General features: G+C 71.0%; 23 protein-coding genes. 14 read left to right on the top strand and 9 right to left on the bottom strand.

The window, feature by feature from the left end:
- Positions 1-23 precede the first annotated feature (23 nt).
- Complete coding sequence (locus Aut01nite_RS35030) at positions 24-323, bottom strand: metal-sensitive transcriptional regulator (protein ID WP_204037826.1); 300 nt, start codon at positions 321-323, stop codon at positions 24-26.
- 106 nt (positions 324-429) lie between these two features.
- On the opposite strand from Aut01nite_RS35030, the gene Aut01nite_RS35025 reads away from it, so the two are divergent.
- The 4 genes from Aut01nite_RS35025 (at position 430) to Aut01nite_RS35010 (ending at position 2,999) form a co-directional block, all read left to right on the top strand.
- Positions 430-813, top strand: coding sequence for a hypothetical protein (locus Aut01nite_RS35025; protein ID WP_204037824.1), 384 nt, complete (start codon positions 430-432; stop codon positions 811-813).
- A 140-nt stretch (positions 814-953) separates the two neighbouring features.
- The gene (locus Aut01nite_RS35020; RefSeq protein WP_204037822.1) at positions 954-2,027 is read left to right on the top strand and encodes a sulfite exporter TauE/SafE family protein; all 1,074 of its coding nucleotides are present in this window, start codon (positions 954-956) and stop codon (positions 2,025-2,027) included.
- Positions 2,028-2,029: 2 nt separating this feature from the next.
- On the top strand, positions 2,030-2,737 hold the full coding sequence (locus tag Aut01nite_RS35015) for an alpha/beta hydrolase (RefSeq protein WP_204037820.1): 708 nt from the start codon (positions 2,030-2,032) through the stop codon (positions 2,735-2,737).
- Between the two features lie 34 nt (positions 2,738-2,771).
- Positions 2,772-2,999 carry a heavy-metal-associated domain-containing protein gene (locus tag Aut01nite_RS35010; protein WP_239124626.1) on the top strand — a complete coding sequence of 76 codons (228 nt, stop codon included), beginning with the start codon at positions 2,772-2,774 and terminating at the stop codon, positions 2,997-2,999.
- A 60-nt stretch (positions 3,000-3,059) separates the two neighbouring features.
- Here the strand turns inward: Aut01nite_RS35010 and Aut01nite_RS43965 are convergent, their stop codons facing one another.
- Positions 3,060-3,335 carry a heavy-metal-associated domain-containing protein gene (locus tag Aut01nite_RS43965; RefSeq protein ID WP_204037818.1) on the bottom strand — a complete coding sequence of 92 codons (276 nt, stop codon included), beginning with the start codon at positions 3,333-3,335 and terminating at the stop codon, positions 3,060-3,062.
- Positions 3,336-3,385: 50 nt separating this feature from the next.
- Positions 3,386-3,670 carry a metal-sensitive transcriptional regulator gene (locus tag Aut01nite_RS35000; protein ID WP_204037817.1) on the bottom strand — a complete coding sequence of 95 codons (285 nt, stop codon included), beginning with the start codon at positions 3,668-3,670 and terminating at the stop codon, positions 3,386-3,388.
- Positions 3,671-3,846: 176 nt separating this feature from the next.
- Here Aut01nite_RS35000 and Aut01nite_RS34995 point away from each other — a divergent pair, with 176 nt between their 5' ends.
- Together Aut01nite_RS34995 and Aut01nite_RS44505 are read left to right on the top strand one after the other, a co-directional pair.
- Entirely contained in the window at positions 3,847-5,271 is a 1,425-nt protein-coding gene (locus Aut01nite_RS34995) for an MFS transporter (RefSeq protein WP_204037815.1), read from the top strand.
- A gap of 102 nt (positions 5,272-5,373) precedes the next feature.
- Entirely contained in the window at positions 5,374-6,036 is a 663-nt protein-coding gene (locus Aut01nite_RS44505) for a hypothetical protein (protein ID WP_204037813.1), read from the top strand.
- Positions 6,037-6,124: 88 nt separating this feature from the next.
- On the opposite strand, the gene Aut01nite_RS34985 is transcribed toward Aut01nite_RS44505, so the two are convergent.
- Positions 6,125-6,736 (bottom strand): TetR/AcrR family transcriptional regulator, encoded by a 612-nt coding sequence (locus Aut01nite_RS34985; protein ID WP_204037811.1) that lies wholly within the window; start codon positions 6,734-6,736, stop codon positions 6,125-6,127.
- Positions 6,737-6,824: 88 nt separating this feature from the next.
- On the opposite strand from Aut01nite_RS34985, the gene Aut01nite_RS34980 reads away from it, so the two are divergent.
- Both Aut01nite_RS34980 and Aut01nite_RS34975 read left to right on the top strand, forming a co-directional pair.
- Positions 6,825-8,213, top strand: a complete 1,389-nt coding sequence (locus tag Aut01nite_RS34980; RefSeq protein WP_204037809.1) for an MFS transporter — start codon at positions 6,825-6,827, stop codon at positions 8,211-8,213.
- Between the two features lie 108 nt (positions 8,214-8,321).
- Positions 8,322-9,605, top strand: coding sequence for an MFS transporter (locus Aut01nite_RS34975; protein ID WP_204037807.1), 1,284 nt, complete (start codon positions 8,322-8,324; stop codon positions 9,603-9,605).
- 193 nt (positions 9,606-9,798) lie between these two features.
- On the opposite strand, the gene Aut01nite_RS34970 is transcribed toward Aut01nite_RS34975, so the two are convergent.
- Positions 9,799-10,569, bottom strand: a complete 771-nt coding sequence (locus Aut01nite_RS34970) for an LLM class F420-dependent oxidoreductase (RefSeq protein ID WP_204037805.1) — start codon at positions 10,567-10,569, stop codon at positions 9,799-9,801.
- 204 nt (positions 10,570-10,773) lie between these two features.
- Between Aut01nite_RS34970 and Aut01nite_RS44500 the strand changes: the two genes are divergently transcribed.
- Positions 10,774-10,905 carry a hypothetical protein gene (locus Aut01nite_RS44500; protein WP_275409739.1) on the top strand — a complete coding sequence of 44 codons (132 nt, stop codon included), beginning with the start codon at positions 10,774-10,776 and terminating at the stop codon, positions 10,903-10,905.
- On the opposite strand, the gene Aut01nite_RS34965 is transcribed toward Aut01nite_RS44500, so the two are convergent.
- On the bottom strand, positions 10,906-11,520 hold the full coding sequence (locus Aut01nite_RS34965; protein ID WP_204037803.1) for a hypothetical protein: 615 nt from the start codon (positions 11,518-11,520) through the stop codon (positions 10,906-10,908).
- Positions 11,521-11,582: 62 nt separating this feature from the next.
- Positions 11,583-12,044 carry a hypothetical protein gene (locus Aut01nite_RS34960; RefSeq protein WP_043531482.1) on the bottom strand — a complete coding sequence of 154 codons (462 nt, stop codon included), beginning with the start codon at positions 12,042-12,044 and terminating at the stop codon, positions 11,583-11,585.
- A gap of 128 nt (positions 12,045-12,172) precedes the next feature.
- On the opposite strand from Aut01nite_RS34960, the gene Aut01nite_RS34955 reads away from it, so the two are divergent.
- Positions 12,173-13,984 carry a LamG domain-containing protein gene (locus Aut01nite_RS34955; RefSeq protein ID WP_052164423.1) on the top strand — a complete coding sequence of 604 codons (1,812 nt, stop codon included), beginning with the start codon at positions 12,173-12,175 and terminating at the stop codon, positions 13,982-13,984.
- A 637-nt stretch (positions 13,985-14,621) separates the two neighbouring features.
- Here the strand turns inward: Aut01nite_RS34955 and Aut01nite_RS34950 are convergent.
- Positions 14,622-16,025, bottom strand: a complete 1,404-nt coding sequence (locus Aut01nite_RS34950) for an MFS transporter (protein WP_043531478.1) — start codon at positions 16,023-16,025, stop codon at positions 14,622-14,624.
- Between the two features lie 71 nt (positions 16,026-16,096).
- On the opposite strand from Aut01nite_RS34950, the gene Aut01nite_RS34945 reads away from it, so the two are divergent.
- On the top strand, positions 16,097-16,654 hold the full coding sequence (locus Aut01nite_RS34945; RefSeq protein ID WP_043531476.1) for a TetR/AcrR family transcriptional regulator: 558 nt from the start codon (positions 16,097-16,099) through the stop codon (positions 16,652-16,654).
- Positions 16,655-16,658: 4 nt separating this feature from the next.
- Here the strand turns inward: Aut01nite_RS34945 and folP are convergent, their stop codons facing one another.
- Complete coding sequence (folP, locus tag Aut01nite_RS34940) at positions 16,659-17,456, bottom strand: dihydropteroate synthase (RefSeq protein WP_083999862.1); 798 nt, start codon at positions 17,454-17,456, stop codon at positions 16,659-16,661.
- A 232-nt stretch (positions 17,457-17,688) separates the two neighbouring features.
- On the opposite strand from folP, the gene Aut01nite_RS34935 reads away from it, so the two are divergent.
- From Aut01nite_RS34935 to Aut01nite_RS34925, 3 genes are read left to right on the top strand one after another with little or no spacing between them, the layout of a single operon-like run.
- Positions 17,689-18,522 carry a hypothetical protein gene (locus tag Aut01nite_RS34935; RefSeq protein ID WP_236643093.1) on the top strand — a complete coding sequence of 278 codons (834 nt, stop codon included), beginning with the start codon at positions 17,689-17,691 and terminating at the stop codon, positions 18,520-18,522.
- A complete protein-coding gene (locus Aut01nite_RS34930) occupies positions 18,519-18,983 on the top strand; it encodes a phage holin family protein (protein WP_083999850.1) in 465 nt (154 codons plus the stop codon). Before Aut01nite_RS34935 ends, Aut01nite_RS34930 begins: the two co-directional genes overlap by 4 nt.
- Complete coding sequence (locus Aut01nite_RS34925; protein ID WP_043531472.1) at positions 18,959-19,609, top strand: DUF3618 domain-containing protein; 651 nt, start codon at positions 18,959-18,961, stop codon at positions 19,607-19,609. The genes Aut01nite_RS34930 and Aut01nite_RS34925 overlap by 25 nt, the downstream gene beginning before the upstream one ends.
- The last annotated feature ends 16 nt before the right edge of the window (positions 19,610-19,625 follow it).

Below are 19,625 nucleotides of genomic sequence, written 5' to 3'. Positions count from 1 at the left end.
CACCGCGTCGCTGTTGTGGTTGGTCAGGACTTCACGAGCCGGGCGATCGCCGTACTCGCCTCTTTGATCTTGGCGTCCACGTCGCCGTCCGCGGCGGCATGCACGACGCAGTGCCGCAGGTGGTCCTCCAGCAAGCCGACCGCCACCGCGTGCAGGGCGCTCTTGGCCGCCGAGATCTGCGTCAGGATGTCGATGCAGTAGGTGTCCTCGTCGACCATCCGCTGCAACCCACGGATCTGCCCCTCGACCCGCTTCAACCGGGCCATCAGCGCCTGCTTCTCCGCCGAATACCCATGCGGCCCGGCCGGCCTCGCCTCACTCATGCTCAGCAAGATACCCCGCACCCGTATCAACCCGAAGATCCGCGCAGCCCCGACGCCGGGCGCCGGGCCTGCGTATCGTGCTCAGGCGATGTCGTAACCTGGCCCGGTGACACGTCCCCAGCAGCGACCGGCCACCTGGCTGTTGCGATGGCTGCTGATCGTGTCCGTCCTCGCCGGCGTCGGCTTGGTCCAGGTAACGCACTGCGCGGCCCCGACGGTGGGGCACCACACCGCGACGGCGCCGCTGGCCGACGACGGACACCGGCATGCTCACCCTCACGCGTCGACGACCGGCGACGTCTCCGCGGGCACCGCGGCTGGGGAATGCCATGTGAGCGCCCCCGCCGCCGACCCGGCGGTCCTGGCCGGCACCGTCACCATCGCCGTGACCACCACCAGCAGCGACTGCCCTCCCGTCAGGGCCAGGACGCTCACCCCGCTGCGGGCACCCACGGTCACGCTGACCCAACTCGGTATCAGCCGCATATAGGACACCGACGCCGTACGACGCCAGCAGGTCTGGCCGTTCGTGCCTCCTGACGGTCCACCCGCGAAACGCGTGGACCGCCTTCACACCCCGTACCGCGGCGGTGTCCCTCGTTGTTCTCGCGCTGAAAGCCGAACCTTCTCGTGAATCTGTATGCCATCCTGCTCACCGGCCTTTTCGCCGGGGGAGTCTCCTGCGCCGCCGTCCAGGGCGGCCTGCTCACCGCCCTCGTCATGCGGCAACGCCAACCCGCTGCCCCAAGCGCCGTCTCGGCCGCCGCCCGCCTGGCCGACGACCTGACCCCGGCCGCCGGATTCCTCGCCGGGAAACTCGTCTCCCACACCATCCTCGGTGCGCTACTCGGCACGCTGGGCGCCGCCGTGCAGCTGTCGGTCACCGCCCGCACCGTCGTTCAGCTGGCGGCTGGTGTCACGATCGTCGTGTTCGGCCTCGCCCAGCTCGGCGTGCCCGGGTTCCGTCGCATCGTCGTACAGCCACCGGCGCGCTGGGGCCGCCTGGTACGCGGCCGTACCCGCTCGGCCGGCGCCGCCGCGCCCGCCGTGCTCGGCATGGCCAGCGTGCTCATCCCGTGCGGTGTCACCCTGTCGGTCGAGACACTCGCCCTGGCCTCCGGTTCCCCGCTGGCCGGAGCCGCCGTCATGGCCGTTTTCGTTGCCGGCACCGCCCCACTGTTCACCGTCCTGGGCTACCTGGCCCGCAAAGCCGCCGGGGCCTGGCGCGGGCGGCTCGCCACCGTCACCGGCCTGGTCGTCGTCGCGATGGGCCTGTACACGGTCAACGGCGGCCTCGAACTGACCGGCTCCCCGCTGGCGTCCCGCGTCGCCGAGGCGCTCGGCCTGGGTTCGCAGCCGGCGCCCGCCCGGGTGGCCCCGGACGGTGGCCCCGCGGTGTCGGTCACCGCGGACGGTGTCCAGGAGGTCATCGTCACCGCCGTGACCGGCGCCTACCTCCCCGCAGTCATCGAGGTGGCCGCCGGTGTGCCGACCCGGCTCATCATCCGGTCGCGGGAGGCCGAAGGGTGTGTGCGGGCGTTCGTCATCGCCTCTTGGAACCTGGAACGCATCCTTCCGGTCTACGGTGACACCGTCATCGATCTCGGCGCCCTCGAACCCGGCCGGCTCGACTACTCCTGCGGCATGGGCATGTACGGCGGCCGGCTCACCGCTTCATCTCGGCCTGCCGGGGCGGGGGAGTGACCGTGACCGAGTGCCTGCCGCCGATGCGAACCACCCACCACTTCCCCGCACCGGCCGGACAGTGGTGCTATGACCTGTGGGGTGCCAACGGCCGGCCCGTCGTTCTGCTGCCCGCGGTACTGTTCGACCGCACCGGCTGGTGGCCGACCGCCGCCGACCTGCGCCCGCACGCCACCGTCATCGCCGTCGACCTACCCGGCCACGGCACCTCCGCCCGCCGTGACTCCTACGATCCCGCCGAACTCGTCGACGATCTCGCTTGCCTCGTCGACAGTCTGCAACTGCGACGCGCGCCGGTGATCGTCGGTCACGGGCCGTCGGCGCTGCTCGCCGACCTGTTCGCGGCCCGGTACGCCACGCACGCCGTGATCGCCGTGGACCCCAGCCCCGCAGCGGACCTGTCCGTCGGCGTCGACAGCTACCTGCGCACGTGGGATCTCGAGGCGGTCCCGGAGCAGTACCACGACCTTGTGCGGGTCACCCGCGACGCCGGCCTGCTCGCCGCCTACGCCAACGGCCTGCAAACCTCGCCTGTACCGCCGGCGTCCGGGGTGACGCCGACGCGGCTGGCCGTCCACAGCCAACCTTCGCCGCCATGCCTTCCGGGCGACGCCGGGCAGTGGCGGCATGAGATCTACGACGTACCCGGCCGGTTCGCGCACCTGACCGCAGGTCGCCGCCTCATCACCGACCTACGCGCCCTGCTCTGACACCCGCCGCACTGCTGACGAGGGACACGACGACGTGAACGACACCACCTACACCTTCCACGTCACCGGCATGCACTGCGGCAGCTGCGGCATGCTCATCGACGAAGCGCTGGAGCAGACCGCCGGTGTGTACCGCGCCGAGACGTCCGTACGTGCCGGGCGCACCGTCGTCGACGCCGATCCTGCCGTGACCGATGTGCCGACACTGATCGCGGTCATCGCCGATGCGGGCTACCAGGCCCGTCTCGCCGCTACCGAGTGAGCAAAGGCCCGGCGGAAGGTTTCACCCCTCCGCCGGGCCTGGGTACGTCCATGGGAACGGTCAGCGTACGAGCTGATAACCGGCCGCGGTGACCGCCGCAGCGATGCTGTCGTCATCGGGGACAGCATCGCTGGTCACCGTCACTGTCCCGGCGGCGACGTCGACGCTGACGTCCTGCACGCCCGTAACATCAGTGAGCTGCTTGCTGACCCGGGCAGCACAGCCGCCGCACGTCATCCCCGCGACCTGGTAGACCGTCCGGGTCCCGTCCGCCGGTGTCACCGCCTCGGTGGCAGGGGTGGTGGCGCAGGCGCACGCTGTCTCGGTGCCGCACATCGGCTTCTCCTTCTCGTTGCGGTAATCAAATGCTGCTGGTGGGGAACGGGTCAGGCGCGGACGAGCCGGGCGATGGCATCGGAGGCTTCCTTCAACTTCGCCTCGGCGTCCGGGCCACCCTCACGGGCCGCGTCGACGACGCAGTGCCCCAGATGGTCATCGAGCAGCCCGAGCGCCACGGTCTGCAGCGCCTTGGTCGCGGCGGACACCTGCGTGAGGATGTCGATGCAGTACGCCTCGTCGTCGACCATGCGCTGCAGGCCGCGGATCTGGCCCTCCACCCGGCGCAGGCGCTTGCGGTAGTCGTCCTTGTCCTTGATGTAGCCGTGAGCCATGACCGAACTCCCTCCAGCGGCATTACCCTACCCCCCTAGGGTATATCGGTAAAGCTCCTTCTCGGGTGATGTGACGCGGAAGTCAATCGACGGCCACGCTTGACCGCGAATACCCCCTGGGGGTAACAATGGCGCCGAACATAGATACCCCCTGGGGGTACAGAGGAGGTTCGGTTATGTCCCGCAATCCATCCCGGTGGTGGGCCCTCGCGCTCATCGCCCTCGCCCAGTTCATGGTCATCATGGACACCTCGATCATCGGCGTCGCCCTCCCACAGATCCGCGAAGACCTCGGCTTCACCCCGAGCAACCTGTCCTGGGTGTTCAACGCCTACGTCGTCGCGTTCGGCGGCCTGCTGCTGCTCGGCGGACGCCTGTCCGACCTGTACGGCGCCCGCCGCATCTTCACCACCGGCTGGGCCATCCTGCTCGCCGGCTCCGCCGCCGCCGGCCTGGCCGGCACCGTCGAGACCGAACTCGCCGCCCGCGCCGTACAGGGCGCCGGCTCCGCCCTCATCGCGCCGTCGGCGCTGACGCTGCTGATGATGCTGTTCGGCAACCGGCCCGCCGAGCTCACCAAGGCCCTGGCCCTGTACGGGGCGGCCGCCCCGGCCGGCGGCACCGCCGGCGTCTTCCTCGGTGGCGTCATCACCGAATACGTCAGCTGGCCGTGGGTGTTCTACCTCAACATCCCGATCGCCGTCCTCGCCCTGATCGCCACCCCGGCGCTGATGCCCGCCGGCGGCAACCGGCCCGGCAGCCTCGACCTTGCCGGCGCACTCACCGTCACCGGCGGCTTGGCCGCCGCCGTCTACGCCATCGTCCTCGCCCCGCAGATCGGCTGGAACACCGCGCAGACCTGGCTCACCCTCGCCGGCGCCGCGGTCCTGCTCGCCGCCTTCGTGGTCCTGCAGGCCCGCCGCCGTGAGCCGCTGATGCGGCTCGGCATCTTCGCCAGCCGCAACCTGTCCGCCGCCAACCTCGCCCAGCTGCTGCTCGGCGCGGCGTGGATCCCGATGTGGTTCTACCTCAACCTCTACCTCCAGCAGGTCCTCGGCTTCAGCGCCTTCCCCAGCGGCGCCGCGCTGCTGCCGATGACCGTGCTCATCATGGTCGGCATGATCGTCCTCGCCCCGCGGATCATCGCCCGCTACGGCACCAAGACCACCCTCGTGACCGGGCTGGCGGTTCTCGCCGCCGGGCTCGGGTGGCTCGCCCTGATCCGCCCGACCGGCAGCTACCTGACCGACGTGCTGCCCGCCTCCCTGGTCGCCGCCCTCGGCATGGCCCTGGCCTTCATCCCCTCCCTGGGCACCGCCCTGTCCAGCGCCCGCCCGGAGGAAGGCGGCCTGGCCTCCGGCATCGTCAACACCAGCTACCAGATCGGCTCCGCCCTCGGCCTGGCCGCCATGACCGCGCTCGCCGCCGCCCACGGCGCCGACACCCTGGGCGACCCGGCCGCCCTCACCAACGGCTACTCCGCAGCCCTCTTCGGTGCCGCCGGCATCGCCGCCGCAGCCGCCGTCCTCGCCGCGATCACCCTCACCAGCCGCGACACCGCCTCCGCCGCGCAGCCGGACAACGCGCCGGCCACCCCATGACCGACGGGTGCTGTCGCCACGCTCCGCCGGGGCCACCGGTCCCGGCGGGGCACCGGATCCGTCCTGTTCAACGCCACGCCACGACGAAACGAGACGATTAAAATGTCTACGCTTGCCCGCGCCACCGGCAACATCGGGCACGCCCCCCGAATCGGGCTATGGGCACTGCCTGCCTACGGGCTGCTGCTGGGCCTGAGCACCTGGACCCATCAACCCTCGATCGACGACTTCGACGCCTACGCCCGCTACATCACCACCGACGTCTTCCTGATCAGTCACCTCGGCGCCAGCATCTTCGCCACCGCCCTGGCCGTCCTCGGCACGGCCGCCGCCACCGCGTTCCTCGCCCATGGCCGCGCTGCTCGCACCGCGGTCGCCGGGCTGGTCCTCACCACGATCGCCAACGTGTTCCTGGCCTCGACGTTCGGCAGCGCCACCTTCGTGCAGCCCGGCATCGGCCGCGCGCACCTCGCCGGTACCGCCGGCATGCCCGCGCTCAACGCCGACACCGCCTACGGTCCCACCTTCTTCGCCACCGCCCTGACCCCCACGTTCCTGCTCATCGTGGCCGCGATCGTCCTCGGCACCGCCATCGCCCGCACCGACCGCCGACTGCGCCGGCACGGCATCGCCTACGCCGTCCTGCTGCCGGCCTTCGCCATCACCGGTTTCGCCCTGCAACCCGCCCAGCCGTGGACCGGCTTCGCCCTCGCCGCCGCGACCGCGGCCCTGGCCGTTCGCCTGCCCCGGCTCCACACCACGTGAGCCGCACCGAACCGGCCGCCGCTCCGAAGCCCGCCCCACCATCTGGTGGAGCGGGCTTCGGCCATGGCGATATCGAGGTCGACAGGCGTCAGGTCCCGGACCGGACCTGCCCGACGGGGTCCGGGACGGCAAGAATCGACTGCACCGTGGCGGTCACGATTCCGGAGGCCGCAGCCGCGTCCAAACGCCCCAGCCGGATCTCCTCCGCGGCACCGTGCAGGACGTACTGCACCGCGTTGACCAGCCACGTGACCGGCAGGTCCGTTCGGAAGACCCCGTCGCTCTGGCCTCGGACGATCAACAGCTCCACCCGGTCCGCGGCGCCGGTGTGCAACTCCCGCAACCGGCCCTCCGGCAGCACGCGCTGCGCCGCCGACAGCAATGCCGCGGACTCCGCGACGAGCGACCAGCTCGACGCCAGCAACCGGCTCATCGCCTGCCGTGCGTCCCCGCCCAGGTCCACGCCGGCCAGTGTCTGCTCGCCCGCCCGCAGCGCCTCGGCGAGGGCGGCCTCGACCAGCTCGGGTCGGGTTCGGAAATGACCGTAGACCGTCATGCGCCCGACACTGGCGGCCTTGGCGATGTCATCGACGGTCGCGTCCGGATCACGGCTGAGGCAGTCACGGGCGGCGGACACGATCCGCGCGATGCTGCGCTCGGCGTCGGCGCGCCGCCGCGGGCGGGTGTCGGCGGAACTCATGCCCCCACCCTAGCGCGTACGGGAATGTACGAGTTAGCCTTCCGTTTGTAAGTCGTACAAGAGGATACGAGTTATTCCGGAGGGCGCCATGACCACATACGACACCCACGAGACCGAGACGCGGCACCCGCTGCGATGGCGATTGCTCGCCTTCCTCGGCATTGCGCAGCTGATGCTCATCCTGGACGTCACCGTGGTCGCCATCGCCCTGCCGCACATGGAGACCGACCTCGGCCTCGACCGGGCAGCGCTGACCTGGACCGTCAGCGCCTACACCCTCACCTTCGGCGGGCTGATGCTGCTCGGCGGCCGCATCGCCGACCTCATCGGCGCCAAACGCGTCGTCCTCGCCGGACTGCTCGTCTTCACCGCGGCATCCCTGGCCACCGGCCTCGCCGCGAACGCCGAGACGCTCATCGGCGGCCGCATCGCCCAAGGCGTCGGCGCCGCGCTGCTGTCACCCGCAGCACTGTCGCTCGTGATCACCCTCTTCTCCGGCGACGAACGCAACAAGGCCCTCGGCGTCTGGTCCGCACTCGGCGGTGGTGGTGCAGCCCTCGGCGTCCTGCTCGGCGGCCTGATCATCAGCGGTCCTGGCTGGCCCTGGGTCTTCTTCATCAACGTACCCATCGGCCTGGTCATCATCGCCGCCCTCGCCACCCTGCTGCCGGCCACCGGCGTAATCCGCCCGCGCCCGCAACTGGACCTCCTCGGTGCCCTGCTCGTCACCGGCGCGACCGCCGCACTCATCTACGCACTCATCCGCGCTGGCGACCACGGCTGGCTCACCACCACCACCGGCGGGCTCATACTTACCGCCGCGATCGGCTACACCCTGTTCACCCTCTGGCAGAAGCACGCCCGCTCACCCCTGATGGACATCACGATGCTCGCCCGCCGGCCCGTCGCCGGTGGTGCGTTCCTCATCCTCATGGCGACCGCACTGATGGTCGCCGCGTTCTTCCTCGGCACCTTCTACTTCCAGCACAGCCGCGGCTACGGCGCTCTGCACACCGGCCTGCTCTTCCTGCCCGTCGCCGTCATCACCATGCTCGGCGCCCACCTCACCGGCACCCTCCTCGGCCGCGTCGGCGCCCGGACACTCGCCACCGCCGCCCTGCTGATCGCCGCCGCCGGCATGGCCGTGCCCGCCCTGACCATGCAGCCGGTCGCCGTCACCGCCGGTGTCGCGATCGCCGCCGCCGGAACCGGCGCGCTGTTCGTCGTCGCCTCGGCCACCGCCCTCGGCCACGTCGCACCGCACGAATCCGGCGTCGCCTCCGGCATCGTCAGCACCTTCCACGAATTCGGCGCCTCGGTCGGCGCCGCCGTCGTCTCCAGCGTCGCCGCGGCCAGCTTCGCCGGCGACAGCGTCACTGGCTTCCGCAACGGATTCCTCGTCGCCGCAATCGCCGCCGCCGCGGGAGCCGTCATCGCCAGCCTCCTCACCCCTGGCCGGACAGCACCTCAGCACTGACCATCCGCGACGTGCGCGCAGCTACCTGACTTCCACCACACCAGTGGCCAAGTCGTCCAGCGATCCCCAGCCAGCCCGTGAGCGACCAGGGAAGGGCACCACACCGCGATGACCCCCACCAGTGCCGCACCGATTCCGATTCTCGCCCGGGTCTTGATCGCCGGCGCCGGGATCATGAGTCTCGCGAACTCGGTCACCATCCCGTTCCTGGCCGTGTTCCTGCACCGTGACCTCGGCCTGGCACCGGGGTTGATCGGATTCATCATTGGGTCGTCGGTGTTCTTCTCGATCTTCGCCGGGTTCGTCGGCGGCTCCCTGTCCGACATCCTCGGCCGGACCCGGCTGCTGGTGTTCTCGCTGTTCGGGGTGATCGGGTCGTTCATCGGCCTCTACTTCGCCGACGGTGTCGTGGCGGTGTTCGCCTTCAACGCAGCGCTGGCATTAAGCAGCAGCACCTTCGCCCCGGTGGGTAAGGCACTGCTCGGCGACCTACTGTCGAGGGACCGGCGGGCCCAGACGTTCTCCTACCAGTACATGGCCACCAACATGGGGTACGCCATCGGCCCGGTCGTGGGTGCAGCGGTCGGCTTGGCTGGCGGCCGCACGGCGTTTCTGGCCGGGGCGGCCGGCTACGGCATCTACCTGATCGGACTGGTCTGCGTGCTGCTGCTGGTGCCCGCAGCCGCCGCGGCCGGCCGGGCGGGCGGCGATGGCGAGCCGAAACAGCATGTCGCCAGCGTGCTGCGCGGACTCGCGGCCAGCGCACGGATCGTGGCCGTCGACCGGCGCATGCTGTTCCTCATCCTCGCCGGGCTGCTGCTGGAGGCGGTACACGGCCGAATCTCCTCCCTACTCGCGCAGCACCTGTCGGTCGGATTCGCCGACGGCGTCACCATCCTGGGGTTCGTGCTGGCCACCAACGCGGTGACCGTGGTGGTCCTGCAGGTGTTCGTGTCCCGATTCATGGAGAAACGCAACCCGGTCACCTCCATCACCGTCGGCGGCCTGCTCACCGTCGCCGGGATGGCCGGCTTCGCGGTCGCCGGCACCCTGTGGCACTTCGTCGCTGCGATGGTGGTGTTCTCCCTCGGCGAGATCCTCATCTACCCGGCCGAGTTCGCCATCATCGACCGCATCGCCCCGGAGGAGAACCGCGGCGCCTACTTCGGGGCACAGACCTTCGCGCAGATCGGCGTTTTCATCGGCCCGTTCACCGGCGGCCTGCTGCTCGGCGCCTACGGCGGCACCACCATGTTCCTCGGCGTCGGACTGTTCGCTCTGGCCAGCGTCGCCATCTACCTGTTCGTCGGCCGCCGGATCCCCGGCCTGGCCGCCACCGTGCCGGGCCACCCCGTGTCTGCGGCGAAGCAGGAATCCGAGGACCTGGCGTGAGCTGGGCTGCGACGGCGCGAGCTTTTCTTGGCTGTGGTCCTGACTTGGACTCACCCTTAGGAACTGTACGAGGGGCGGCATGCCGCGTAGGCCGGCGATCGTAGCCAGCATGGTCCGGCACGGATCGGCGTGACGCTCGAAATGGCAGACGGCGAACGAGGGGCACCGGTGATTGGGCCCCTCGCCGTGGTCGCTATGCGTTCAGCTTGTCGCGCCAGGTGAGGAACTCGCGGAGTTCGGTGAGGTCGGGTGTGGGCCCCCCGGTGTGGATGGTGAAGAGGCGGGCGCCGAGCTCGTACATTTTGTCGCGGTCTTCGGTCTTGCCCATGACCGAGATTTCGATCTCGGAGGGGTCGCGGCCGATGTCGGCACAATGCTGTCCGAGGATGCCGAGTTTGCGCTCCAGGGTCTCGGGGTCGGAGAAGCTGTGCCAGATGTCGGCGTGCTTCGCCGTCAGGCGCAGGGTCTTCTTCTCCCCGCCGCCACCGATCAGCACTGGGATGTCGCGCGTCGGCTTCGGGTTGAGCTCCTTCCAGCGGGATTCGATGCGGGGGAGGGCGGTCGCCAGGTCGTCGAGTCGGCCGCCGGCCGTGCCGAACTCATAGCCGTACTCGACGTAGTCACGTTCGAACCAACCCGAGCCGATGCCAAGAATCAGACGGCCTTCGGAGATGTGATCGACCGTGCGAGCCATGTCCGCGAGGAGGTCGGGGTTGCGGTAGCTGTTGCAGGCGACGAGAGCGCCGATCTCGACGCGGGACGTGGACTCCGCCCAGGCCGCCAGCATCGTCCAGCACTCGAAGTGCAACCCGTCCGGTTCGCCGCTTAAAGGGAAGAAGTGGTCCCAGTTGAACAGGATGTCCAGACCGAGGTCTTCGGCTTCGGAAGCCGTACGGCGGATGGTGGCGTAGTCCATGTGTTGCGGCTGCAACTGCAGCCCGATGCGAACCGGCCTATCGATCATGGGAACGAGCCTACGTCTCCTGGACGATGCCGGCCGCGGCCGGTGGTCCGAGGAACTGAACGACTGGACGGCGATCATCGGCACCGGATGGGCATACCTGCCGCCGGGCCGGGCCGTCGAATTCGGCGACGGCCAGCTGTTTCCCGCCGACGATGCGGCCCGGGTCGCGCGGATCGCGATGCGAGTGCTGACCGTGCGCACTGGGTGGACATCGAGTCGGCACTGCCGAAGGGCGAGACCGACGAGTATCCCCTCGGGGTCAGCCGCCACACCCTCCCGGTCGTGCTCCCACCGGACGCTGAGCTCGACCGGGTCATCATGCACGTCTGGAAGTGATCACACCTCGAGGCGGCCGGCGCCGCTGTCGAGAGCGCCGGCCAGTCGCCGTGCCGGGTCGAGGTCGGCGCCGTACGCGGGCCGGAACGCCGCCCACGAACCGTCCGCGAACGTGATCAGCAGTCGTCGCCGCAGCCGGTACCGGTGGATCGCGGCGGCGCTGATCGCGGTGCGTGGCACCGCCCAGACCACGTCGAGACGGTCCTGACTCTGCTCGGCCCAGGAGAACAGCTTGGCCTCCGGCGTCAGGCCGACCACCAGCCGCCGGTCGCTGACCACCAGCACGCTCCGGCGCCTTGCCCCGGTGCGCAGGAGGGTGGCGGTGAGGCTGCTGGCGAGTGAGCCGGCCGGCCCGTCCGCGGCGACGCCGAACAGGAGGCGGTCCAGCAGGCTCGACCCGGGACCGAATTCGTTCAGGTTCAGCAGACTCAGGAAGGCCACGCCGACCTTGCCGAGCGGGCCCAGCGGGGTGTGGCGTTCCGGGTCGGGTGGCGGCGGCGGAGTGGTGCCCTCCGGTGTCTGCATCTCCTCCGCGGCGAGCAGGCGCTCACCCGGTTCGAGCAGCGCCTCGGCGGCCCACGTCCACGGGTTCGCCATGGCCGGAGCCGATTCCATGCAGCCTCCCCCGCTACGCCGAAAGGTTTTCAGGCTAGCCGACGGTCCATCGATGTGGACGATCAGGGTTTCGCGGCGGAGCGGCAGGTGCCGTCGAGTCTCTGGGCGATGGTGGTGAAGTCGCCGTCGATGAAGGATCTCGGGTCGGGCTCCTGAGAGCCGGTGGCGAGGGAGCCGGCGATCCGGTCGACGGTGGCGCGCTGGCTCGCGTCGTCGGCGCGGGCGCTGACGGCCGACATCTTCGCGGACATGTCGGAGAGGGTCTGCCGCAGGCCGTCCACGCGTTCACCGGACGCGTGCTCGGCGAGCCGGACCGCGCCGTCGGTGAGGATCTGGTAGGCGGCGGAGCAGACGTACCTCGGTTCGCCCGCGGAGGCGGACGGGATCGGGTCGATGCTGACCGGGGCGGGCAGCGAGCCGGCGGGGACCTCGATCTCGATCCCGTCGCAACCCGCGGCCAGGGCCGCGAGGGCCGCGAGGATCACGGCGGTCAGGGCGGTGCGGCGGCGTTGCGGCACGTGCATTCCCCTTCCTCGATGACGTACGGAGAGTACGGGGAGCATAAAGCTCGCCGCGACTTTTGCGGATCGCGGAAGTTAGCTCAGACGTGGCACAGAACCCCAGAAAAGGTAAGAACGCGCTTCGCCGTGTGATGATCACGGCTCTGTCGACGGTTCTCGTCGCGGCCGGGGGCACGGCGTTCGCGGAGATCGTCTCGACCCAGCCGGCCAGCACCCCCTCGTTCAACGGTCCGGTGTACGCGGTCGCCTACGGCGGTGACACCGTCTACGTCGGAGGCGACTTCACCACCGCGTCGGACGGTGGCCGTATCGCCGCCCGGAACCGGCTCGCCGCCTTCGACGCCCGCACCGGCGCGCTGCGGGACTGGCAGCCGGCCGCGGACGCCAACGTGCGGGCGCTCGCCGTCGACGGCGGTGTCGTCTACGCCGCCGGGGACTTCGACACGATCAACGGCGAGTCCCGGGACGCGGTGGCCGGCATCGACGGCGCGAGCGGCGCCCTCACCCCGCTGCGCCACACCGTGCTCGGGCAGCCCAACGCGATCGCGGCCGGGAACGGCCGGGTCTACCTGGGCGGGCGGATCACCGGCGTGGACGGGGCGCCGCGGGCGAACCTGGCCGCCTTCGACGCGGCGACCGGCGCCCTCGACCCGAACTGGAAGCCGACCACCGACGACACGGTCAACGCGCTCGCGGTCACACCGGAGCGGGTGTACGTGGGTGGCGGTTTCCACCGCACCAACGACGTCCGCTCCACGCTGCGGCTCAGCGCCGTGGACCCGGCGACCGGCGCGCTCGACCGCGGATTCGCGCCGAAACCGGTGTCGCAGGTGTTCGCGCTGGCCGCGCACGCCGACGGGGTGTACGCGGCGCTCGGCGGGCGGGGTGGCCGGGCGGTGTCGTACACCCGGGAGGGTCAGACCCGCTGGACCCGGGTGTTCGACGGCGACGCGCAGGCGATCGCGCTGCTCGACGACACGATCTACGTGGGCGGGCATTTCGACAAGGCGTGCACGACCACCAACAACGGCGTACGCGGCGTCTGCACCGACGGGTCGGAGGCGCGGGGCAAGCTCGCGGCCGTCGACCGGGAGGGCAACCTGCTCGGCTGGGCGCCGCAGGCCAACGGGGTCGCCGGAACCCGCCAGCTGGCGGCCAGCCCGCGGCTCGGCGCGGTCAGCGCGGTCGGCGACTTCACCGTGGTCGGTGGTGTGATCCGGAAGAGGTACGTCGAGTTCCACGGTGTGTCGCCGCGTCTGGAGGCGACCCCGGCCGTCTCCGGCCCGGTCCCGGCCGGCGGGAACGTCGCGGCCTACAACTTCGACACCACGATCGCGGACGGCACCTTCGACGACGGTTCCGGGCACGGGCATCTGCTGCGGGCGGTCACCCGCAACGGCGGCGCGCCGCGTCTGGTGCCGCACGACGCCGGGCACGCCCTCGGGTTCCCGGCCAAGTGCGCCGGCGACGCCTGCCCGCGGCTGATCCTGCAGGCCGCCGACACCCAGGAACTCAACCCCCAGACCAGACCTCTGCGGTACGGGGCCAGCGTGCTGTTGTCCCCCGCGGAGACCGGCCGCGGCGAGAACATCCTGCAGAAGGGGCACGCCAACGTGGGCTCCACCGGCGGCCAGTACAAGCTCCAGGTCGACGGCCTCTCCGGCAAGCCGAGCTGCGGCCTCAGCGACAAGAACGGCACGGTCGTGCACGTGGCCCGCAGCCGGATCTCGGTCGCCGACGGCAAGTGGCACACCCTGGAGTGCCGCCGTACCGGCCCGACGCTGGCGATCCTGGTCGACGACCGTCTGGAGTCGGTGACCGCCGTCCCCGCCACCCTGTCCGTCGACACCAACCAGCCGTTCACCGTCGGCGGCAAGGGCGTCGGCCAGAACAACGACCAGTTCCACGGCACCCTCGACGACGTCTGGGTCAAGGTCGGCTGACCGCGGCGGTCCCCCGAATCGCTGACGGGGAACCGCCACCGCGGTTCCCCGTTCTCACCGGAGGGATGATCACTTCCGGTCCGCGGCTCGTCTGTCACACCATGCTCCGGTACGGGCCACGCAGCGTCCCGCGACTCGCGGCGGCCACGGCAGGCGTCCCCTCACCACCGTCCCCGGGTGCCGCTCATGAATGCACCTCCGGGTCACCCCCGGCTGGTCGTGACTGCGGCCGTCGCGGGACCGTTCAGCGCCGGGTTCCGCCAACCAGCCGGGGGTGACCGCGGCTGCTCCGGGGCCGTTCAGCGCCGGGTTCCGTGAACCGGCCGGGCGCCGGCGGGGTTCCGTGAACCGGCCGGGCGCCGGCGGGGTTCCGTGAACCGGCCGGACGCCGGCGGGATTTCGTCAACCGGCCGGACGCCGGCGCGGCCGACCCCCCGGATCGCTCGAAGCGGGGATCCGGGGGAGAAGGCGAGCGCCGCATGTGCCGGTCGGTGGGCCGGCGCATGCGGCGCTGATCGCTGACTCAGGGCGGCCCGGGGTTACGGACAGAACCGGCGAGGACGGGGCCGGGAGTGTCGGGCGACACTGGATCGAAGGTCATCGTTGCAGCCGTGTTGCGTACGCGCAACAGGTTGTTTCAATTCCGTTCTGCCGGAACGACGCGGGGCAGCCGGGTGGCGAGGAGCGCGCCGGCCGCCAGGATCGCCGAGCCGGTCAGGACGGCGGGTACCACACCGTCGACGAAGTCGTCCTGACCGGCGAAGCCGCCGTACGTGCTGAAGATCGACGACAGGGCCGCGACGCCCGCCGCCACCCCGAACTCGCGGACGGTGTTGTTGGTGCCGGAGGCCATGCCGCGCTGCTGCGCGGGCACGCTGGCCAGGGTGAGCGTGCTGATCGGCACGATGGTCAGGCCCATGCCGATGCCGCCCAGCACGAACGCGCCGACCAGGCTGCTGTAGGCGGTGTCCGGCGCGGTGACCAGGCCGATCCACAGCATGCCGGCGGCCAGGAACACCTGCCCGGCGACGATCAGGTTGCGCAGGCCGATCCGCGGGCCGAAGATGCCGACGAGCGGGGCGACGAGCATCGGGGCACCGGTCCACGGCAGGGTCCGCAGGCCGGCTTCCAGCGGGCTGAGGCCCTGCACCACCTGGAAGAACTGGGCGAGCAGGAAGACCGAGCCGAACGCGCCCGCGGAGAACGTCAGGGTCACCAGGATGACCAGGCTGAACGTGCGGGAGCGGAAGAGGCTCAGGGGCAGCATCGGGGTCCGGTTGCGGCTCTGCCAGAACAGGAACCCGGCGATCAGCGCGGCCCCGGCGGCCAGCATGAACGGCACCCGGCCGGTGGTCCAGCCGCGTTCCGGGCCGTCGACGACGCCCCAGATCAGCAGCAGCATGCCGGTGGACGACAGCAGCAGGCCGAGCGGGTCGAGGCGGCGGGCCCCGCCGCGGGACTCGTCGAGGACGACGCCGGCCAGGATCACCGCGACGACGCCGACCGGGACGTTGATCCAGAAGATCCAGTTCCAGGTCAGGCCGTCGGCGACGGCGCCGCCGACGACCGGGCCGACCGCGATGCCGAGGCCGGTGATGCCGCCCCAGATGCCGACGGCCTTGTTGCGCATCCGGTCCGGCACGGCCGCGGCCAGCAGGGTCAGCGACAGCGGCGCGGTCATCGCGCCGCCCAGGCCCTGCACGGCGCGGGCGGCGGTGAGCTGCCACGGCTCGGTGGCGAGCGCGGCGGCCGCGGACGCGAGCGTGAAGACGGTGATGCCGGTCAGGTAGATCCGGCGGCGGCCGAGCAGGTCGCCGAGCGCGGCGGCGGTGAGCAGGAAGGCGGCGAACGGCAGCGTGTACGCGTTGACGAACCACTGCAACTGCGAGATGGAGGCCCCGAGGTCGGTGCGGATGACCGGCAGGGCGGTGCTGACGACGAGGTTGTCGAGCGCGGCCATGAAGGCCGGGATGCCGACGGCGGCGATCACGAGACCGAACGGGCGGGTCTTCGGTACGGGTCTCGCAAGGGTGGTGGACACGGACTGCTCCCCTGAAAGTTGTTATCCACTGATAACTAAAGACCGTATGCATCGACTGATAACCTGTCAACGTGACCCGGACCCGCCTCACCGCCCAGGAACGCCACGCCCAGCTCGTGCGGGCGGCCGTCACCGCGTTCGCCCAGGGCGGTTACGCGGGCACGACGACGGATCAGGTGGCGCGGATCGCCGGCGTCTCCCAGCCGTACGTGATTCGTCTCTTCGGGTCGAAACAGGAGCTGTTCCTGGCCACCCAGCGGCACGTCAGCGACCGTCTCGAGGAGAAGTGGCGGGCCGCCGCCGCGGTGGAGCCCACGATGGACGGACTCGGCCGGGCCTACAAGGAGCTACTGGCCGAACGGGACTTGCTGGCGGTGTTCCTGCACGGGTTCGCGGCCGCCGCCGACCCGGCGATCGGCGCGGCGGTCCGCGAATGCTACAGCCGGCTCTACTACGTGGTCCGCGAGCTCACCGGCGCGACGGCGACCGAGGCGCGGGACTTCTTCGCGATGGGCATGCTGGTCACCGTGCTCGGCACGATGCGGGTGCTCGGCCCCGGCAGAGTGGAGCCGCCACCCGGGATCGCCGAGATCATCGGCACCCTGCCGCACGAGGGCGACCCGGCGTAGCCGCTCACATGTTGTGGCGGGTGTAAACGGGCTCGCGCCAGCCCAGCATCGCCTCGGTCATCCGGATCGCGTCGCAGGCGGCCCGCACGTCGTGCACCCGCATGATCCGGGCGCCGCGCAGGATCGAGAACACCACCGTGGCCAGGGTGCCGGCCAGCCGTTCCTGCTGCGGCCGGTCCAGGGTCTCGCCGATGAAGTCCTTGTTGCTCAGCGCCGCCAGCAGCGGGTAGCCGATCGCCGCGATCTCGTCGAGCCGCCGGGTCAGCTCCAGGGAGTGGTGGGTGTTCTTGTTCAGGTCGTGGCCCGGGTCGATGATGATCTGGTCCGGCCGCACGCCGCGGGACAGGGCGAGGTCCACCTTCTCCCGCAGGAACGCGCCGACCTCGCCGGTGACGTCGCCGTAACGGGGTTTCGGGTATTCGGTGCGCGGCGCGGCCAGGCTGTGGCAGATGACCAGCTGCGCATGGGTGCCCGCGACGGCGTCGGCCATCGCCGGGTCGCGCAGGCCGGAGGTGTCGTTGACGACCCCGGCGCCCGCCGCGATCACCTCGCGGGCCACCTCGGGACGGAACGTGTCGACCGAGACGACGGCCAGGCCACGGGCGGCCTCGACGACCGGCAGCACCCGGTCCAGCTCCTCGGCGGCGGTGACCTCCGGGCCGGGGGCGAACGGGACGCCGCCGATGTCGATCCAGTCGGCGCCGGCCGCCGCGGCGGCCCGGACCGCCTCGGTGGCCTTCTCCAGCGCGAACGTGCGGCCCTTGTCGTGGAAGGAGTCCGGGGTCCGGTTGACGATCGCCATCACCACGACCCGGCGGGAGAAGTCGTAGGACCGGCCACCGATGACCCGCTGCAGTTCGCTCACGGTCAGCGACCCTAACAAAGCCCGTCTGCCGTACCAGCCGGTACGCCGTACCCAAGATCAGGTCTTTTATCGCCCGGGTTTTAGCGCCATTCATCACAAGAGGAGGTGAATCGACGGCCGTGTACGGGGTAGGTCATGCGGTGAGCGCAACAACCCCTCGGAGGAACCCATGAGTGACGTCTCACCCGGCCGCGTGCCGGATCCCGCCTACGATCTCACGCCCCCGGTCACGCCTCCGGTCACGCCCGCGGTCACGCCCGCGGTCACGACGCCGGGGCAGGGCTCCTACGCTCAGGTGCAGGAGTCGTACGGGCAGGAGCAGGAGTCGTACGGCCAGGAGCAGTCGAAGCCGCGGCAGGTCGCCGAGCAGGGCAAGGCCGCCGCCGGCGACGTCAAGGACACCGCCAAGGAGCAGGCCCAGCGGGTCGGCGCCGAGGCGCGCACCCAGGCCCGCAACGTCGCCTCGGAGGTCCGCGACAAGCTCGACGAGCAGGCCCGCCTGCAGAACGGCCGCCTGGTCGGCAGCATCCGGCAGACCGCCGACCACCTCGACGAGATGCGCGGCGCGCGGGAGGACTCGCCGGCCGCCGCCGTGGTGTCGCGGGTCGCCGAGGGCGGCCGCCAGTTCGCCGACTACCTGGACCGCAACGGCCCCGACGGGGTGCTGCGCGAGGTCGAGGACTTCGCCCGCCGCCGTCCCGGCGCGTTCCTCGCGACCGCCCTGGCCGCCGGATTCGTGGTCGGCCGGCTCGGCAAGAGCATCGCCAAGGCCGACTCGTCCGCCGGCGCCGGCAAGCCGGCGACCGACAGCTTCACGCCGGACTACGAGCCGAGCCGCACGGCGCAGCAGGGCCACGTCGGCACCGGCTTCCAGGACGACACCCTCGGATACACGCCCGCCGCCACCGGCACCGGCTACGTCACCCCGGCCACCACCCAGTACGAGGCCACCGGCACCGGCCGGCCCGCCGTGGTGGACACCGATCCGGAGTTCCGGTCATGACCTCGCCGTACCGCAACGACCCCGCCGACCCGGTCGCCGCGGCCTGGGCCGCCGACGAACCGAGCGGTGCCGGCAAACCCGTCGAGGAACGCTCCCTCGGCGAGATCATCGGCAACATCAGCGACGATCTCTCCCAGCTGTTCCGGCAGGAGGTGGCGCTCGCCAAGGCGGAGATCCAGCAGGAGGCGACCAAGGCCGGCAAGGCCGCCGGGATGCTCGGCGGCGCCGGTTTCGCCAGCTATCTGGCGGTGGTGCTGCTCAGCTTCGCCGTCGTGTTCGGCCTCAGCAACGTGATGGACCCCGGCTGGGCGGCGCTCATCGTCGCGGTCATCTGGGGCGCCATCGGCGCGGTCCTGTTCGTGAACGGCCGCAAGAAGCTCAAGACCGTCGACCCGGTGCCGCGCCGCACCACCGAAACGCTGAAGGAGGACGCCCGATGGCTGAAGAACCCGACCGGCTGAGGGCCGAGATCGAGAGCACGCGGGCGTCCCTGACCCGCGACGTCGATCTGCTGGCCGAGAAGACGAGCCCCCGCCAGGTCGCCCGCCGGCGATGGACCGCGGTGAAGGAGAGAGTCATGGGCACCACGGAGGACACCCGCTACGCCGCCCGCGAGCAGGCGCACCGCATCAGTGACAAGGCGTCCGAGCTGTCCGGCGCCGCCAGCGACAAGGCATCGGAGGTGTCCAGCACCGTGAGCGACAAGGCATCGGAATTGTCCGGCACCGTGAGTGACAAGGCGTCCGTGGCCGCCGACCGGGTTCGCCAGACCCCGCAGACGGTGGCGCGGCAGACGCAGGGCAACCCGCTCGCCGCCGGGATCATCGCCTTCGGTGTCGGGCTGCTCAGCGCCTCGCTGATCCCGGTCACCGACGCCGAGAGGCGGGCCGGGCAGCAGCTCAAGGAGCAGAGCGGCGGTCTCACCGACAAGGTGAAGGACGTGGCGAGCGATCTCAAGGACGAGATCGGCGGCACCGTCCAGCAGGCCGCCGGGCAGGTCCGGGAGACCGCCCAGGACGCGGCGCAGACCACCAAGGACACGGCGCGCTCCAACGCGCAGGACCTGCGCGGCACCGCGACGTCCTGACCGCGGTGGACAGGCA

Source organism: Actinoplanes utahensis, from assembly GCF_016862455.1.
GTDB lineage: Bacteria > Actinomycetota > Actinomycetes > Mycobacteriales > Micromonosporaceae > Actinoplanes > Actinoplanes utahensis.
The sequence above is the reverse complement of the archived record's forward strand: the minus strand, read 5'-3'. Positions and strand labels throughout refer to the sequence as shown.